Raw genomic sequence first — 17623 nt, 5'->3', positions numbered from 1 at the left:
CCGGGAACTCCCGGGGCCGTGCAGCCGGGAAGGACCGGATTTCCCGTTCCCCCGGTCGTTGTCCGACCCCACCGATACGCTCCTGGATCATGAGATTCCTGCACACGTCGGACTGGCACCTGGGACGGTCGTTCCACCGGGTGAGCCTGCTCGACGCCCAGTCCGCGTTCCTGGACCACCTGGTGGCGACGGTGCGCGAGCGCGCCGTGGACGCGGTCCTGGTCGCCGGGGATGTCTACGACCGGGCCGTGCCGCCGCTCACCGCCGTCGAGCTCTTCGACACCGCCCTGCACCGGCTCGCCGAGGCCGGGGTGCCGACCGTCATGATCTCCGGGAACCACGACTCGGCCCGCCGCCTCGGCGTCGGCGCCGGACTCATCGAGCGGGCCGGCATCCACCTCCGTACGGACCCGGCGGGAATCGGCACGCCCGTCGTGCTCGCCGACGCCCATGGAGACGTGGCGCTGTACGGCCTGCCGTACCTCGAACCGGCCCTCGTGCGCGAGCGGTTGGGCGCCGTGAAGGCCGGGCACCAGGCGGTGCTCTCCGCCGCCATGGACCGGGTCCGCGCCGACCTCGCCGGCCGGCCCGCCGGCACCCGGTCCGTCGTGCTCGCGCACGCCTTCGTCGCGGGCGGCGAACCGAGCGACAGCGAACGGGACATCACCGTCGGCGGCGTCGCCGCCGTCCCCGCGGGGGTCTTCGACGGCGTCGACTACGTGGCCCTCGGCCACCTGCACGGCAGCCAGACCGTCACCCCGCGCGTCCGCTACTCCGGTTCGCCCCTCGCGTACTCCTTCTCCGAGGTCCACCACCGCAAGACCATGTGGCTCATCGACCTCGGCTCTGACGGCGGGATAGCGGCGGCCGAGCGCCTCGACTGCCCCGTGCCCCGGTCCCTCGCCCGGATCCGCGGCCGGCTCGACGACCTGCTGGCCGACCCCGCCCTCGTACGGCACGAGGAGTCGTGGGTCGAGGCGACCCTCACCGACCCGGTGCGGCCCGCCGAGCCCATGGCCCGGCTCGCGGGGCGCTTCCCCCACACCCTGAACCTGGTCTTCGAGCCCGAGCGCGCCGAGAGCGACCCGTCCGCCTCGTACGCCCAGCGGCTCCGCGACCGCAGCGACCAGCAGATCGCGGAGGACTTCGTGGCCCATGTGCGCGGCGGCGCAGGACCCGACACGACCGAAAGGACCGTGCTGTACGGCGCCTTCGACGACGTACGGGTCGACGCGGCGGCGGCCGAGCGCGAGGTGGGCGCCCGGTGAGACTCCACCGCCTCTCCGTCACCGCCTTCGGCCCCTTCGGCGCCACCCAGGAGGTCGACTTCGACGCGCTCTCCGCCGCGGGCGTGTTCCTGCTCCACGGCCCGACCGGCGCGGGCAAGACCTCCGTCCTCGACGCCGTCTGCTACGCCCTGTACGGAGCCGTGCCCGGCGCCCGGCAGTCGCCCGGGAGCTCGCTCCGCAGCGACCACGCGCCGGCCGGCACGTACACCGAGGTCACGCTCGAACTGACCGTGGCGGAGCGGCGGTTGGAGATCACCCGGCGGCCCGCCCAGCCGCGCCCCAAGAAGCGCGGCGGCGGCTTCACCACGGAGAAGGCCCAGAGCTGGCTCCGCGAGTACGACTCCGGCGAGTGGGCCGCGCTGAGCCGCTCCCACCAGGAGATCGGCGAGGAGATCACCCAGCTCGTCGGCATGAGCCGGGAGCAGTTCTGCCAGGTCGTGCTCCTGCCGCAGGGCGACTTCGCGCGCTTCCTGCGGGCCGACGCGGAGGCCCGCGGCAAGCTGCTCGGGCGGCTCTTCGACACCCGGCGGTTCGCCGCCGTCGAGGAGCGCCTCGCCGATCTGCGGCGCGCCGCCGAGCGTCAGGTACGGGAGGGCGACGAGCGGCTGCTCGCGCTCGCCCACCGGACGGCGCAGGTCACCGGCGGCGCCGTCGTCGACGAGCGGCCGGGCGAGCCCGGACTCGCCCAGGCCGTCCTGACGCTGGCCGCCGTCGCCCGCTCCGAGGCGCGCGAGGCCCTCGACATCGCCGACGCGGCCGTCTCGGCGGCCGAGTCGCGGCAGGCCGCCGCCCGCCGGACCCTCGACGCGGAACGGGACCTGGCGGCCCGTCAGGCGCGGCACGCGGAGACCCGGCGACGGCAGGAGGACCTGGAGGCGGGCAGGCCGGAGCGGGACCGGGCGCAGGCGGTGCTCGACCGCTCGCGCAAGGCCGACCTGGTGGCCCCGGCGCTCTCGCTGCGGACCGACGCGGAGCGTGAGCACGCGGACGCGCGCGTGGCCCGCGAGCAGAGCCGCGGCCGCCTCCCCGCCCGGCTGACGGAGGCGGGCGCGGACGAGCTGTCCACCCTGGAGCGGCGGCTGCGTGAGGAACTGGGCGGGCTCGAGTCCGCGCGGCGGGCGGAGCGGCGCGGCGCCGAACTCGCGCGCGAGCGCGCCGAGCTGGTGCGACAGGCCCGCGCCGACGAGGAGGTGCTCCAGGACGCGGGCGGCTGGCTCAGCGGCTGGGAGCCGCGTCGGGCGGAGCTGTCGGCCCGGATCGAGGCCTCCCAGGAGGCCGCCGCCCGCGCCGAGCACCTGGCGGGCCGCCTCGAACCGGCCCGGCGCCGCCTCGCCGCCGCCCGCCGCCGGGACGACCTGGCCGCGCGGACGGCCACCGCCGAGTCCCTGCTGACGGCCGCCCGCGAGCGCCGGAACGAGGCCCACGAGACCTGGCTCGACGTCAAGTCCCGCCGCCTCCAGGGCATCGCCGCCGAGCTGGCGGCCGCCCTCACCCCCGGCGACCCCTGCCAGGTCTGTGGCTCCGCCGACCATCCGGCCCCCGCCCGCACGGGCGCGGACCACGTCGACCTCGCCACGGAGGACGCCGCATACGCCGCGTTCACCCGCGCGGAGGAGGCCCGTACGGCGGCGGAACGCGAAACAGCCGCCACCGCCGAGGCATGGGCGGCGGCCCGCGCGGAGGTCACGACGGGGGCCGCTCCCGACGCCGAACCCACGGTCGGCGAACTCGCCGCAGACGTCGAGGAGCTGACGCGGCTGCACGCGGACGCGCATGCGCTCGCCGGGCAGACGCACGGTGCGCGCGAGGCGCTCGCGCGGGCCGAGCGGGAGTACGAGACCCGGGTCGCGGCCCAGCGGGACGCCGAGCGGCGGGTCGCCGCCCGGACCTCCCAGCGGGAGGCGCTCGACCGGGAGCAGACCGCGCTGGACGCCGAGGTGGCCCGAGGGCGTGGCGAGTCCGCGAGCGTCGCCGAGCAGGCCTCGCGGCTGGAGCGGCAGATCGCCATCCTGGTCGACGCCGCCGAGACCGTACGCGCTGTGGAGCTCACCGCCCAGCGGCTGAAGGAGGCCGACGACCGGCTCGCCGACGCCGCCTTCCGCGCCGGGTTCGACACCCCCGCCGAGGCCGCCGCCGCGCTCCTGGACGACGGCGAGCACCGCACGCTCCAGCACCGCCTCGACGCCTGGCAGGCGGAGGCCGCCGCCGTCGCCGACCGGCTCGCCGAGCCCGAGACCCGGGCCGCCGCCGACCGGCCGCCCGCCGACCCGGAGGCCGCCGAGGCCGCACACACCGCCGCCGAACGCGCCCTGCGGGACGCCACGTCGGCCCTGGCCGCCGTCCGCGAGCGCGGCGCCGAACTGGCCCGGCTCTCGCGCCAGGCCGACACGGAGGTCCACCGCCTCGGACCGCTGCGCGAGGAGTACGACCGCGTCGCCCGGCTCGCCGGACTGACCGCGGGCACCTCGGCGGAGAACGAACGGAAGATGCGCCTGGAGTCGTACGTCCTGGCCGCCCGGCTCGAACAGGTCGCGGCCGCCGCCACGGCCCGCCTCCAGCGCATGTCGTCCGGCCGCTACACCCTGGTCCACTCCGACGCCCGCTCCGGAGGCAAGCGGGCCGGGCTCGGCCTGCACGTCGTCGACGCCTGGACGGGCAACGAGCGGGACACCTCCACCCTGTCCGGCGGCGAGACCTTCTTCGCCTCGCTGGCCCTCGCGCTCGGCCTCGCCGACGTCGTCACCGACGAGGCAGGCGGCGTCCGGCTCGACACCCTCTTCATCGACGAGGGCTTCGGCAGCCTGGACGAGCAGACCCTGGACGAGGTCCTCGACGTCCTCGACTCACTGCGCGAACGGGACCGCAGCGTCGGCATCGTCAGCCACGTCGCCGACCTCCGCCGCCGTATCCCGGCCCAGCTGGAGGTCGTGAAGGAGCGGAGCGGATCGGCCGTGCGGCAGAAGGGGGCCGGCGCCTGACTCGCCGGGTTCTCCTCGACAACTCGGATCAGGGGGGCGTCACATGGACGCGAGTATCACTTCGGCCGTGATCGGGGCCGTCGCCGTGCGCGGCACGGCCCTGGGCACCGTGCTCGGCGGCTGGGTCCAGGCGCGTGGCGGCCAGGCTCAGGCCACGGCCGCACAGCAAGCCGCTCAGATAGCGGCAGGCCGCGCACCAGCAAGCTCTGTACGACCGCCGCTGGTCGCTCCTTGCGGCCTACCTGCGAGCCGCCGGCGCATGCATGGAGGGCGCGGACGAGCTCTACACCACGGACTCCCTGCCGGAGGTCCGGCGGCGCCGGCACCCGTTCACGCTCGCCCATGCCGAGGCCGAACTTGCGGCGCCGGCGGCGCTTCTCGCTCCCATCGACGATCTCCGCAAGGCCGTGGGGCGCACGTACTGGACGGCTCAGACATCCGCCCCGGCCCATCGGGCCCTCAGGGAGCTGCGAAGGCGGGCGAAGCTGGGGGACGCGGCAGCGGTCCGGGCGCGGGAGGCTCTCGAAAGGCTCTGGGACGCGGGTGATCGCGTACCCCGCGCGCAGCGCGAATCGTCTCCGGAGTACGTGGACGCGGAGCAGGCTCTCGACGGCCTTCCAGGACTCGGCGGCGAGCGGGCCGCTCTCCTGCTGAGCGGGACCCGACAACAGTCGGAGGCCACCGGCCGCGACAGGGAGGCGCGGAAGGAGGACCACCATCGGGCCCGCCGGATGCTGGTGTCGGACGCGCGGAACGTTTTCGGCACGGACCGCTTCTGACGGGTCGTGCGGCAGCGGGGCGTCAGCGGCTGATCGCGCGCCGGGGGAGGGGCGAGGAGTACACGACACTCGTCGTCACCGCCCCCAGCGTGCCCACCTTGCCGGACACCTCCTCCAGATGCTTCATGGAGCGCGTGGCGACCTTGAGCACGAAGCAGTCGTCCCCGGTCACGTGGTGCGCCTCCAGGACCTCCGGGGTGGACGCGATCAGATCGTGGAACGGCTTGTAGTTGCCGTTCGGGTAGCGCAGCCGGACGAAGGCAAGGATCGGCAGCCCGAGCCGATCCGGGTCGATCACCGCCGCGTAGCCCGTGATCACCCCGGCCTCCTCCAGCCTCCGGACCCGCTCCGTCACCGCGGAGGCCGACATGGAAACGGTGCGGGCCAGCTCGGTGAAGCTGGCCCGGCCCTGGCTCTGCAGGGCGTCGAGGATGCGCCAGTCGGTGGCGTCCGGGGTGTAGTCGGTCATGACGGTCATGCGGAGATGGTGCAGGGGAATCCCCGGGTGATCAAGTGATCCCCGGGGAGTTCTCACCGTCCGGACCGCGGAACGGACCGGAATCCCACCGGGTCAGTGCCGCCGGGAGACCAGCCGTAGGACCGGGGCCGATACGGCGGGGCAGCCGCCCCGCCTCAGAGGCGCGAGATCTCCTCCACGAGGTCGTCCAGGCCCAGCGGGCCCTGCGAAAGCGCCGCCATGTGCCACGCCTTCGCGTCGAACGCGTCGCCGTGCGCCGCCCGCGCGTTGGCGCGGCCGAGCAGCCAGGCCCGCTCGCCCAGCTTGTAGCCGATGGCCTGCCCCGGCATCGAGAGATAGCGGGTCATCTCGCTCTCGATGAAGGCCGGCGGCCGGCTGCTGTGCTGCTGGAAGAACTCCTGCGCCAGCTCCGGGGTCCACTCCTCGCCCGGGTGGAACGGCGAGTCCGCCGGGATCTCCAGCCGCAGGTGCATGCCGATGTCGACGATCACTCGGCAGGCCCGCATCATCTGCGCGTCCAGGTAGCCGAGGCGCCGTTCGGCGTCCGGCAGGAAGCCCAGCTCGTCCATCAGCCGCTCGGCGTAGAGCGCCCAGCCCTCCGCGTTGGCGCTGACCCCGCCGATCGTCGCCTGGTAGCGGGAGAGCTGGTCGGCGACGTGCACCCACTGCGCGATCTGCAGATGGTGGCCCGGGACACCCTCGTGGTACCAGGTCGACACCAGGTCGTACACCGGGAAGCGGGTCTGGCCGTCGACCGGCAGCCAGGTGCGGCCGGGCCGGGAGAAGTCCTCCGACGGGCCGGTGTAGTACGGCGCGGCGGCGCCGCCCGGCGGGGCGATGTGCGACTCCACCTTCCTTACCCGCTCGGCGAGTTCGAAGTGGGTGCCGTCCAGCGCCTCGATCGCCTCGTCCATCAGCCCCTGCAGCCAGACCCGGACCTCCTCGACGCCCTCGATGTGGGTGCCGTGCACATCGAGATGGGCGAGCGCCTCCCAGGGGCCGGAGCCGGGCAGGATGCGGTCCGCCTCGGTGCGCATCTCGGCGAGCAGCCGGTGGTACTCGGACCAGCCGTACGCGTAGGCCTGGTCGAGGTCCAGGTCGGTGCCGTTGAAGTACCGCGACCAGCGCCGGTACCGGTCGCGGCCCACGGTGTCGGGCGCGCCCGCCACGGCGGGGGCGTAGACGTCGCGCATCCAGTCGCGCAGCGCGGCGACCGCCTCGGTGGCGCCCCGGGCGGCCGACGCCAGTTCCGTACGCAGCTCGGGACGGAGGGACTCCGGGGCCGTCGCCGCGAACTCCTCGAACCAGCCGCGGCCCCCGGCCTCGTCGCCGCCCGCCCACTCGGTCAGCTGCCCGACGAAGGTGGTGGTCGCCCGGGGCCCGCCGAGGAGCTTGCGCTCCAGGCCGAGCGCGAGGGCGTCGCGGTAGCCGTCGAGCGCCGCGGGCACGCCGCGCAGCCGCTGGGCCACGGCCTGCCAGTCCGCCTCGGTCTCCGTCTGCGCCACGGTGAACACCATCCGCACGCTGTGCGCGGGGGAGCGCATGTTGCTGACCGCGCAGAGGCCCTCGTCGGCCTCGTGGACGGCGAGCTCGGCCGTCAGACGCTCGCGCAGCAGCCGGGCACAGCGCCGTTCGGCGTCGGTGTCCGCGCCCGGCAGCCGCTCGGCCTCGTCGAGTCGCGCGAGGGTGCGGCGGGCGAGTTCGGCCACCGCCTCCTGACCGGCCGGCGAGAAGTCCGGAAGGAGGCCGGCGCTGGCTTCGACTCCCAGGTAGGTACCGGTGATCGGGTCGAGTTCGATGAGTGCGTCGACGTAGCTGTCGGCGACCTGGCGGGGCAGCGGGCTGCTGGCAGTCTCTGGCATGGGGGTCATCCTCGTCCCTCCACGGTCGTCGCGTCATCCTCAATCGATCTCATGAGGCTGACAAATGAGCGCCCGGAACGCGCGGTCCGCGGGCTCCGGGGCGGGGTTCCGGCGGGCCTTCACACGGGTCACCGAGCGGATGCGCTCGGCGGACGGGCCGAACAGTTCGCGCCGGTACGGTCCCCACCGGACGGGCCGCCTCGTGTCGAGCCCTCGGCCGAGTTTGGCCGGATCCCGTCGGCGGCGGTCTCCCGGCGGGTTGCGGCCCGTACGCCCACCTCGGCGCTGAGCTCGCGGAGGTGGGCGCGCCGTTCCGCTTCCCGGGTGGGCAGAGGAGGGCCGATTCGGCGCCCTGGGCCGGGTACGAAGGATTCGGCCAACTACCGTTCGTGGTCAACGTCCTTCGTCAACGTCTCTAGTCGACGTCCGTCGTCGACGTTCGACGTCGGCCTCCGTCGTCAGCGTTCGCCCAGCGGGAGGCGGCTGCGCGCCGGGGCCGGGGCCGTGGCGAGACGGGCGGTGATGACGAGGGTGCCTTCCTCGATCTGGTAGTCGAGGGGGAGGTTCAGGGACCGCATCGCCGCCACCATGCCGGTGTTGGACGACTGTGTCACGGCGTAGACGCTCTCGCAGCGGGCCTCGACGGCCATCGCGACCAGCCGGCCGAGGAGTTCGGCGCCGATGCCCCGGCGCTGCCAGTCGTCCTCGACCATCAGGGCGACCTCGGTCTCGTCGCCGTCCCAGAGCAGATGGCCGAGGGCGACCAGTCGGCCGGAGGCGGTCTGCACGGCGAGGGTGCGGCCGAAGCGGGGGCTGAGGAGGTGGTCGAGGTAGCGGTCGGCGTCCCCGATCGGGCCGTGGTACCGCAGGGCGAGCGTCCGGGCCGAGCACCGGTCGTGCATGGCGCGGGCGGCGACGAGGTCGCGCTGGTCGGCGCGGCGGACGGTGATCTCGTTGCCCTCGGGCAGGGTGAGGACGTCCTGGCTGCGCGGGATGCGCGGGCCGAGGCGGGCGTCGAGCTCGACGAGCGCCCGCGCGCGGGCGAACTCGGTCGGGGTGAACGGCAGATGGGGCCGCTCGATGGTGAGCACGCCGCCGTTCGGGTCGCGCAGGCGGATCACCGTCTCCTCCAGGACGCCCTCGACGGGGGCGGTCTCGCCGGTCGGCCGGCCGGTGAGGGAGACGGCCGGCAGGGAGTGGATGCGGCAGCGGCCGAGCAGCTGGCGCAGGGCGAGCGGGAGTTCGGCCGCGTCGAGCGCGGTGCGGGTGGCCAGGCCGAGCAGCCGGGTGGGGGTGTCCACCAGGTCGTGGGCGTCGGCGCGCTCGATCCAGGTGTTCCGGCCGCCGGCCCCGGCGATCTCCCGGCTGAGGTCGGCCGCCTGGAGACCGGCGGGCGCGCGCAGCAGGAACTCGTCGACGGTGCCCTCGGCGAGCGGGTGGGTCTGCAGGGTCAGGATGTCGACCCGGTGGTGGGCCAGTGCCGTGCACAGCGCGGCGAGGCTGCCCGGGGTGTCGCGGACCGTGGTCCGCATCCGCCAGAGGGCCGTCTCGGCGGGGTCGTCGGACGCGGTGCCGTTCTCGGGGGCGCCGGATCGGTCGTCGGTGGCCGGCGGCAGCGGGGTGGTCCCGCTGCCGCCGGGATCACCGGCGGGCGGCGCATGGCTGTGGCGCCGTGCCCACCAGGTGTGGAAGGTGGCGGTCGCGATCAGCGCGATCGCGGAGAACACGAGCATGTACGGGCCCTCGGCGCCGCGGACGACGGTCTTGGCGATCGTGTCGGCCACCACCACGGCGGTGAAGAGGGCGGCGAGCTCGATGAGGTCCCGCCGCCAGTGGTGGGGGCGGCGGGCGGTCTTCGCGGATGTCACATCGGTCATGACCTCACTGTGGCCCAGTGGTGTTGCGTGATCACGAACGCTCTGTGACTGACGGGTTAAGCGCCGATCTGGGGGTTTACTGCGGGTTTTCGACCGCTTGTGTCATGTCCTGACTGGTCTAGGTGGTGGGCTCTTCCGAGCCCGCCCGGAGCGCCTTCCGCAGCCGCCCCGCCTGGACGACGAGCTGCGAGGAACCGCACCGGTCGGCCACCGCGTCCAGTCCCGGTATCTCCCCGCCCGCCCCGCACCGCTCCACGCAGTCCGCCGCGACGGCCAGCAGCTCACCGAGCCCCCGCACCGGCTTCTCGGCCCCGAGCAACGCGGGCAGCAGCGGGGCCAGTACGGTCCAGGTCGTGCCGTACGCGCCGGTGGCCGCCGCCGTCCGGGCCGCGTCCGCGATCCGGTTGGGCTTGACCGTGCCCTCCCCGAGCAGACCGCCGAGCGTCTCACCCAGCCGGCGTGCGTCCAGATCGCCCCGCGCGGCCAGCACGAGCAGCGTGTCCACGGCCGTCAGCCGGTCCTCCGCGTGCCGGCAGCCGAGCGCGAGCGCAAGCGCCAGGTGGGTCGCCGCGCCCACCGGCCCGTCCCCCTCGGCCAGGGCCGTCAGCCCCCAGGTGACCCCGCGCTCCTCCCACTCCACCCCGCCGGCCAGGACGGGCAGCAGCCAGCTCGCCAGGGCCTCCCGGTCGTCCGGCACGACGCCCGGCCAGTGCCGCCGTTCCGCGAACCAGCGATGGCACCGGTGCTCCGCCTGGGTCTCCGTCCCTCCCAGCCAGCGGAAGGCGTGCGGGAACTCCTCCCGTACGGCGCGGCGCTCACGGATCTTGAAGACGATCCGGTCGGCGAGCCACCACGACCCTTCCTTGTGCTCCCGTCCCCGGTCCAGGAAGCGCAGACCGGGCGCGAGCGAGGCGTCCGCCGTGAGCCAGTCCGCGAGCCGCTCGCCGGCCCGGGTGCCCAGCGCGGCGGCGTCGGTGGCCGCCCCGGCGGCCGACGGGTCGCCCTTACGGAGCCGCAGCAGGGCCTGCGCGAAGTCGGTGGGCGCCGGGTCGATCCCCGCGTCCCGATAGGCGCGCAACCGCTCCACCAGCACGGACGGCTCGATCGCGCCGGTGTGCCAGGTGGGGGCGGCGAGCAGGAACGGCAGCCGGTCGGTGCCGATGAGGGCAGCCGTCTCCCACAGGCGGGCGTCCACCGCCGTGTCCAGGGCGTCGTGCACACAGGCGGCGGGAGCGTGGCCGCGCACCCGGGCGTCGTGGAGGCGGGACGGCCGCACCCGGCCCATGGCCGCGGCGACGACCAGGTCCACGCCGTGCGTCGAGTGGGCGAAGGGGTCGTGCCGGTGTCTGTCGTCACCCGCCCACCACGCGTCCGCGAACGCCTCGGCCAGGGCCGCCGTCAACTCCTCGCCGTGCAGGTGCGCATGGCGGACGAGTCCGTCCAGGACGCGCTCGAACTCCTCCGGCGCGGCCGAGGGACGGCCCTTGGAGACCGTCACCAGATCCGCGACCAGCTCCGCGACCGTGGCCGCCGGTCCCGCCACCCGTCTCGCCTCGGGCACGGGCGGCAGCGTCTCCTCGTACGGAAGGTCCTCCGCGTCCTCCGAGACTCCGAACAGCTCCCCGGCCGCCTGTCGGTGCGCCGGGCTCAACAGGGCCGCGGCACCCGCCAGTTCCTCCCGCACCTGCTCGTCGACCCCGGACACGTACCGTCCGACGAGCTTCAGGGCCCGCTCCTGGATCCCGGTGTCCTCGTGTCCGAACGCCTCCGCGACCACCGGCAGCAGCTCGGCCGCCGCACCCGAACCCTTCCGCAACTCCTTCGTCAGGAGCGTCAGTTGCGCCCGGACGAGCTTCTTCTCCGTACGGAACAGGACCTGGGCGGACATCTCCACCAGTTCCGGAGTCGACAGCTCGCCCCCGTCGGCGAGTCCCGTCAGGATCTCCTGCGCGTACGCCGCGACCGGCGACGGCGCGTCCGCGGCCATCCCGATCCAGTCCGCCGTCCGGCCGCGCCGCTCCTCGGGCGTCGGATCGAGGAGCTGGAGCAGCGCCAGCGGAAACCGCAGGTCCCGGGGCCGGCCCCCGCGCAGCAGCCGCGCCACGCAGCCGTCCACCAGGGACGCCCGGTCGAGCACGCCCTCCGCGGCGAGCGTCACGAGCGCCGTCGGCCAATGGGTGGGTGCCTCGGGACCGACGGACCAGGTCAGCCGGTTCGGGGTCTCGATCATGTCCAGGATCCGGGGTGCCAGGGTCGGCGTCTGCGGGTCGGCGCGCAGGTCGTCCCGGAGCCGGGGCCCGGTCATCGCGGCCGTCCAGCCGAGGACGTAGGCGTCCGTCGTCGGCACGGCGCAGCCCGAGCGCACGACCAGCTCGCGCACGAGCCCGTACTCGTTCTCCGCGACCGCCGGCCGCTCGGCGAGCCGCTGCGCCACGTCCCCCAGCCAGGCCGGGTCCCGGTCGACCAGCACCTCCAGGACCTGCGAGGTCGTCGTCCGGCCCCAGTCGGCGAGGTCACGGCCACCGATCCAGGCGGCGGCGCCCGCCGCGCCCGTGTGGCACCCCGCCCCGGCGACCCGCAGCGCCTTCTGGATCGGTACCTGTTCGTTCCAGCGCTCCCAGCCCCAGCCGCGGACCTCGGTCCGCAGCGACTTGAGCTCCGCGAGGGCCGACTTCCGCTCCTCGGGCGTCAGCTCCTTCAGCAGCCCGGGGACCTCCTCGAACCGGCCCTCCCGGACAGCGGTCACCAGGTTCTTCACCGCGGTCTCCTCGATCACGTCGTTCATCGGACACTCCCGGCGGCCAGGACGCCGTCGACAACCCCGGCGACGGCACCGCGCCGCGTCATCCGCACCGCGAGGGCGTGCTTGCACGGGCCCCGACGGCCCCGGTAGTCCGCCCACCACTGGCAGGTGCAGCTCAACGCTCCGCCCGACTCCCGTACCTGGTAGCGGCGTTCGCCCGAGGCGACCGTCGCCAGTTCCCCGTCGAGAGCCACCGCCCCGTCCGTGACCAGGGCGCGGGCCGCCACAAGCCGCGGATTGTGCCGCTCCGCGCGGTCCGCGTCGTACGGCAGCTCCCGGTGGAAGTAGGCCGCGTCCGCCACGTCGTATCCCACCCGGCCGGCGGTGCCGAGCCGGGTCAGCGCCGCCCGCACCCGGTCCACCGGAAGGCCGGACCGCTCACCCAGTACTGCCAGGTCGATCTTCGGCTCCCAGGCAAGCAGCACCGAGATCAGCTCGGCGTCCTGTGCGGCCTCCTCCGTCGCCAGCGCCTCCAGGACCCCGCCCTCCCCGGAGAACCCCCGAGCGGCGTCGGGCGAGAGCGTGAGCGTCAGCCGCATTCCGGGCAGCGTCACCTCCCAGGCGCTCGCCGTCGCGGCGCCGTCCGGCACCGGCCCGTACACCCGCAGCGCCGTCGCGTGGCGCAGCACCCGCTCCAGGGCCACCAGCCGGTCGGGCCCGGGAAGACAGACCGCCCCCGCCACCGGCCGGGTCGTCGGCCGCAGCGTCCGGCCCGCCTGGACCACCCAGAGCGGCCCGCGCCGCCCCGCACCCGGCGAGCGCGGCAGCGAGCGCAAGAACCGCACGGCCTCCGGACCCGTCAGTTCCGCGCGCAGATCGAAGCCCGCCGAGGCCACCTGGGCTTCCGCGAAACCGCGCAGCCAGCGGTCCGGCAGCGGCACCTTCTTCTCCACCACCGCCCCGTCGAGGGTCGTCACCGCGAGCTCCTCCGGCCCCACCCGCAGGTGCAGCGGATCGCTCCCGGTCATCCGGGACAGGGCCTCGCGCAGCGGATTGTTGACGTCCACGTTGGTCGTGCCGTGCCCGGTCCCGGCGCCGTCGAGGCCCTCGCTGAGCACGTCGAGCCGCGCGTACACCCCGCCGCAGCCAGAGAACGACTCGAACCGGAGCCGGTCGCCGTTCCCCGTCACGACCGGGTCCAGGGAACCCGGCCGTATCCGCTGGTAGTAGCGGGCCGCCGCCACGTCCGCCACCGCGAGCAGGCCGCGCGCGGCGATCTGCGGAGACGTCAGGAACCCGCTGAAGAACCGGGGATGGGCCTCGGCGCCGGTGGGCGTCAGGCCCCCGGAGGTCTCCAGGCCGAGGAGCCGCCCGTCCCCCGAGGAGCTCAGGGCGGACGGGCGTGAGTAGGCGAGCGCCTGTACGGATCGCGTCATGGACAAGACGCTAGGACCCACCACTGACAATCGGCCCCGACCGCCCTCAGGGAGGCCCCCACGAGGGCGACCGAAAGGCCTCCCACCAGGCCCTTGTTACTGGCCGACGCGCCCCGGCCGGAGCACCTTGCTGAACAGCACCGTCCCGCCCTCGGCGCGGAGACGGACCGTCAGCTCACCGCTCCCGCCGTCGATGTCGACCTCGCCGAAGTACTGCGGCGACTCCATCGGCGACAGGTTCGCCCGTTCCGGAGCCCGGACGAAGACCCGCTCGGGACCGAACGTCGCGTCCAGCGCGTTCGCGGGGAAACCGCCGGCGGCCAGCGGCCCCGAGACGAACTCCCAGAACGGCGCGAAGTCCTGGAACGCGGCCCGCTCCGGGGCGTAGTGCTGCGCCGAGGTGTAGTGCACGTCCGCCGTCAGCCACAGCGTGCCGGTGATCCGGCGGTGCTTGATGAACCGCAGCAGCTCCGCGATCTGGAGCTCCCGGCCGAGCGGCGCGCCCGGATCGCCCTGGGCGATCGCCTCGATGTTCGTGCCGTCGGGGACCACCAGACCCAGCGGCATGTCCGCCGCGAGCACCTTCCACACCGCGCGCGAGCGGCTCAGCTCCCGCTTGAGCCAGGCCAGCTGCTCGGCGCCGAGGATGCCGCTCGTGTCGTCGGCCTGCCGGCCGGGGGAGTTGGCGTTGCGGTACGAGCGCATGTCCAGGACGAAGACGTCGAGCAGCGGGCCGTACCGCACCACCCGGTGCATCCGGCCCCCGGTCGAAGGCCCGTCACCGCGCGCGTGGAGGGTGGAGACGGGGAAGTACTCGGCGAAGGCGCGCGAGGCGCGGGCCGCGAGGACGTCCACGTCCTTCTCGGCGTAGCGGGCGTCCTCCAGGATCTGGCCCGGGTACCAGTTGTTGCGGACCTCGTGGTCGTCCCACTGCACGATCGAGGGGACCTGCGCGTTGAACGCCCGCACGTTGTCGTCGAGCAGGTTGTAGCGGAACTGGCCGCGGTACTCGTCCAGGGTCTCGGCGACCTTCGCCTTCTCCGGAGTCATGACGTTCCGCCAGACGCGGCCGTCGGGCAGCGTCACGCTCGGCTGGAGCGGACCGTCCGCGTAGATCGTGTCACCGCTGCACAGGAAGAAGTCCGGGTCCAGCCGGCGCATCTCCTCGAACGCGCGGAAGCCGCCGATGTCGGGGTTGATGCCCCAGCCCTGCCCGGCGATGTCGCCGGACCAGAGGAACCGCACGCCGTCCCGTCGCCGCGCCGGCGCGGTACGGAAGGTGCCGACGACCGGTTCGCCCGTACGGCGCGGGTCGTCCGGGTCCGCGAGCGTGACCCGGTAGTGGATCTGCTCGCCCGCCGGCAGGCCGCGCAGCGCCGTCGTCCCGGTGAAGTCGCTGCCCGCGCCCAGCAGGGGTCCGTGGTGGCGGTGCGTACGGCGGAACGATTCGCTGGCCGAGGTCTCCACGACCATCCGGGCCGGCCGGTCCGAACGGACCCACACCAGCCCCGAGGAGGCCGTGACGTCGCCCGTCTGCACGCCCCAGGCGGCCCGGGGCCGGCCCGACAGCGCGAGCGCGGGGGCGGCGGCCCCGGCGCCGCCGAGGGCGAGCGCGGCCGAGGCGGCCAGGGAGCCGCGCAGGACGCTGCGGCGGGCGGGGGTCGGGCCGGGGACGGAGTGGGACATCGAAGCGCCTCCAAGTGCGGTACGGAATGGGTGCGTTGTGCCGTCCCATGCCTAACGGCCGGGGGCGGCGGGGACACGAACCCGGGGTGAACACCCCGGAGTCACCCCCCGTTCGGCCGCTGTCCCGCCGCCGCGCCTCCGCCCCCGCCCGCGGCCGCCACCAGGCGAACGCCGCGCGTGATCTCGGACGGGGTCAGATGGGCGTAGCCGAGGACCAGGCGTACGGCGCCGTCCGTCGGGCGCGCGGTGCCGAACTCCTCCAGCGGGCGCAGGGCCACCCCGGCGGCCGCCGCCCGTGCCACGAAGCGCGCGGTGGGGCCGTACCGCGGTTCCACGCGCGCGATGATGTGCAGTCCGGCCGCGATCCCGCTCACCGAGGTGCCCGGGAACGCCTCTTCGAGCGCCGTCACCAGGGCGTCCCGCCGCTCCCGGTACGCGCGCTGGCAGCGGCGCAACTGCCGGTCGTACGCGCCCCGCGTCACGAACTCGGCCAGCAGTGCCTGGTCCAGGACCGGGTTCCCGAGGTCCATCGTCCGTTTGCGCTCCACGACCTCCGCGAGCAGCTCGCGCGGTACGAGCATCCAGCCGAGCCGCAGCCCCGGGGCGAGGGACTTGCTGACCGAGCCCGTGTAGACGACCCGCTCCGGATCGAGGCCCTGGAGCGCGCCCACCGGGGCGCGGTCGTAGCGGAAGTCGCCGTCGTAGTCGTCCTCCAGGACGTATCCGTCCACCGCCCGCGCCCAGTCCAGGAGCGCGGCCCGGCGCCCCGCCGAGTACGCGATGCCGGTCGGGAACTGGTGCGAGGGCGTCGTGACCACCGCCCGCACCCCCGAGGCGCCGAGCGGACCGGGCAGCAGCCCCTCCTCGTCCACCGGCAGCCACAGCGTGTCCATGCCGGTGGAGGCGAACAGCCGGCCGTGCTCCGGGCTGCCGGGGTCCTCGATCCCGACCGTGCGCAACCCCCGGGCCCGCAGCACGAAGCCGAGCAGCGTCGACGCCTGCGCGACCCCCGAACAGACCACCAGGCGCTCCGGATCGGCCACCACCCCGCGCCGCCGCGCGAGCATCCCGGCGAGCGCGGTCCGCAGCTCGGGCAGCCCGCGCGGGTCGGGGTAGCCGAGCGCCCGGTGGGGCAGCGCGGAGAGCACCGACCGCTGCGCCGCGGCCCAGGCCGCGCGCGGGAAGAGCGCGAGATCGGGCGTCCCGGGCCGGAAGTCGACCTGTACGTCCGGCGGGCGCGGCGCCGCGTCCCGTACCGCTCGGTCCGTGGCCGCCCGCGCCGCCTCCCCGACCCAGGTGCCCGAGCCGCGGTCGCTGCGCAGATACCCCTCGGCGGTCAGCTGCTCGTACGCCTCCGTCACGAGCCCGCGCGAGACCCCCAGATCGGCCGCCAGCTCACGGCTCGAGGGCAGCCGGGTTCCGGCCGTCAGCCGCCCGGTACGGACCGCCTCCCGCAGCGCCTCCTGAAGCGCCCGGCCGCGCCGCCGGGCCGGTGCGGCGGCCGCCGGGAGCAGCAACTCCCAGGCGGGCCGGCCGCCCCCGGGCGGCGATGCGGACGCCGCGCGCGAAGTGGTCCCCGAAGACGTCATGGAAGTGGACCTTAAACCGGACCGGTTCGCTTCCTAGCGTCGGGACCATGAACGCGAACTCCCTGCGAGGAACGCTCCTCGTGACCGTCGCCTACGCGCTCGTGGGCGCCTCCTTCACCGCCAACAGCCTCCTCGGCGACTATCCGTACGCGGGTGGCCAGGCCCTGCGCTACGGCGCCGCCTGTCTGCTCCTGCTGCCCCTGCTCGGTGCCGGCGGGCTCGCGCCGCTGCGCGCGCTCGGCGCGCGGGGCTGGGCGCGGCTGACCGTGCTCGCCGCCGTCGGCATGGTCGGCTTCAACCTCGCCGTGCTCGCCGCCGAACGGACCGCCGAACCGGCCGTTCCGGGTGTCCTGGTCGGCTGCGCCCCGGTGGTCGTGGCCGTGCTCGTTCCGCTCCTGGACGGGCGCAAGCCCTCCCGGCCGGTGCTCTACGGCGCGCTGCTCGTCGCCGCCGGGGCGTTCACCGTCCAGGGGTGGGGCCGTACCGACCTCGCGGGCCTCTCCTACTCCGTAGGAGCACTGGCGGGCGAAGTCGGGTTCACTGTCCTCGCCGTCCCGGTGCTGCGCCCGCTCGGGCCGAAGCTCCTGACGGCGGCGGTCTGCGGGATCGCGGCCGTCGAGTCGGCGCTGATCGGCCTGGTCGTGGACGGCGGCGCGTTCCTGCGGACACCGACGGCCGTGGAGACGGGCGCCTTGGTCTGGCAGGCAGTCCTCGCCACGGTCGTCGGGTTCGTGCTCTTCTACATGGGCGTCCAGCGGATCGGCATGGAGCGCGCCACCCTGTTCACCGGCGCGATCCCGGTCGCGGCCGCGCTGACCGCGGCGCTCGTCGGCGCCGGTGGCTTCGGACTCCCGCAGGCCGCGGGCAGCCTGCTCGTCGGCGCGGGAGCGGCCCTCGGGACGGGCC

At 74.8% G+C, this 17623-nt stretch carries 10 protein-coding genes and 1 pseudogene; 4 read left to right on the top strand and 7 right to left on the bottom strand.

Going from position 1 to position 17623, the window contains the following annotated elements; genetic code table 11:
• Positions 1 to 89 precede the first annotated feature (89 nt).
• The 3 genes from Q5762_RS04775 (at position 90) to Q5762_RS04765 (ending at position 5046) form a co-directional block, all read left to right on the top strand.
• Positions 90 to 1268 (top strand): exonuclease SbcCD subunit D, encoded by a 1179-nt coding sequence (locus tag Q5762_RS04775; protein WP_315890654.1) that lies wholly within the window; start codon positions 90 to 92, stop codon positions 1266 to 1268.
• Complete coding sequence (locus Q5762_RS04770; protein ID WP_315890653.1) at positions 1265 to 4267, top strand: SMC family ATPase; 3003 nt, start codon at positions 1265 to 1267, stop codon at positions 4265 to 4267. Before Q5762_RS04775 ends, Q5762_RS04770 begins: the two co-directional genes overlap by 4 nt.
• 263 nt (positions 4268 to 4530) lie before the next feature.
• Positions 4531 to 5046 (top strand): hypothetical protein, encoded by a 516-nt coding sequence (locus Q5762_RS04765; protein ID WP_315890652.1) that lies wholly within the window; start codon positions 4531 to 4533, stop codon positions 5044 to 5046.
• 22 nt (positions 5047 to 5068) lie between these two features.
• Here the strand turns inward: Q5762_RS04765 and Q5762_RS04760 are convergent, their stop codons facing one another.
• The 7 genes from Q5762_RS04760 to Q5762_RS04730 form a co-directional block, all read right to left on the bottom strand.
• Entirely contained in the window at positions 5069 to 5515 is a 447-nt protein-coding gene (locus Q5762_RS04760; RefSeq protein ID WP_315890694.1) for an Lrp/AsnC family transcriptional regulator, read from the bottom strand.
• A 164-nt stretch (positions 5516 to 5679) separates the two neighbouring features.
• Positions 5680 to 7386 carry a DUF885 domain-containing protein gene (locus Q5762_RS04755; RefSeq protein ID WP_315890651.1) on the bottom strand — a complete coding sequence of 569 codons (1707 nt, stop codon included), beginning with the start codon at positions 7384 to 7386 and terminating at the stop codon, positions 5680 to 5682.
• 458 nt (positions 7387 to 7844) lie between these two features.
• Complete coding sequence (locus Q5762_RS04750; protein WP_315890650.1) at positions 7845 to 9263, bottom strand: GNAT family N-acetyltransferase; 1419 nt, start codon at positions 9261 to 9263, stop codon at positions 7845 to 7847.
• A gap of 118 nt (positions 9264 to 9381) precedes the next feature.
• On the bottom strand, positions 9382 to 12048 hold the full coding sequence (locus Q5762_RS04745; RefSeq protein WP_315890649.1) for a DUF6493 family protein: 2667 nt from the start codon (positions 12046 to 12048) through the stop codon (positions 9382 to 9384).
• On the bottom strand, positions 12045 to 13442 hold the full coding sequence (locus Q5762_RS04740; protein WP_315890648.1) for an SWIM zinc finger family protein: 1398 nt from the start codon (positions 13440 to 13442) through the stop codon (positions 12045 to 12047). Before Q5762_RS04740 ends, Q5762_RS04745 begins: the two co-directional genes overlap by 4 nt.
• Before the next feature lie 96 nt (positions 13443 to 13538).
• On the bottom strand, positions 13539 to 15128 hold the full coding sequence (locus Q5762_RS04735) for an alkaline phosphatase D family protein (RefSeq protein ID WP_315890647.1): 1590 nt from the start codon (positions 15126 to 15128) through the stop codon (positions 13539 to 13541).
• A gap of 101 nt (positions 15129 to 15229) precedes the next feature.
• Positions 15230 to 16717, bottom strand: coding sequence for a PLP-dependent aminotransferase family protein (locus Q5762_RS04730; RefSeq protein WP_315890646.1), 1488 nt, complete (start codon positions 16715 to 16717; stop codon positions 15230 to 15232).
• Between Q5762_RS04730 and Q5762_RS04725 the strand changes: the two are divergent.
• Positions 16678 to 17553: pseudogene (locus Q5762_RS04725) on the top strand (EamA family transporter); the annotation flags it as partial. The gene Q5762_RS04730 and the pseudogene Q5762_RS04725 sit on opposite strands and share 40 nt — an antisense overlap.
• Positions 17554 to 17623: the final 70 nt, after the last annotated feature.

It is taken from the genome of Streptomyces sp. P9(2023) (genome assembly GCF_032436795.1).
In the GTDB taxonomy this organism is placed as follows: Bacteria; Actinomycetota; Actinomycetes; order Streptomycetales; family Streptomycetaceae; genus Streptomyces.
The sequence above is the reverse complement of the archived record's forward strand: the minus strand, read 5'-3'. Positions and strand labels throughout refer to the sequence as shown.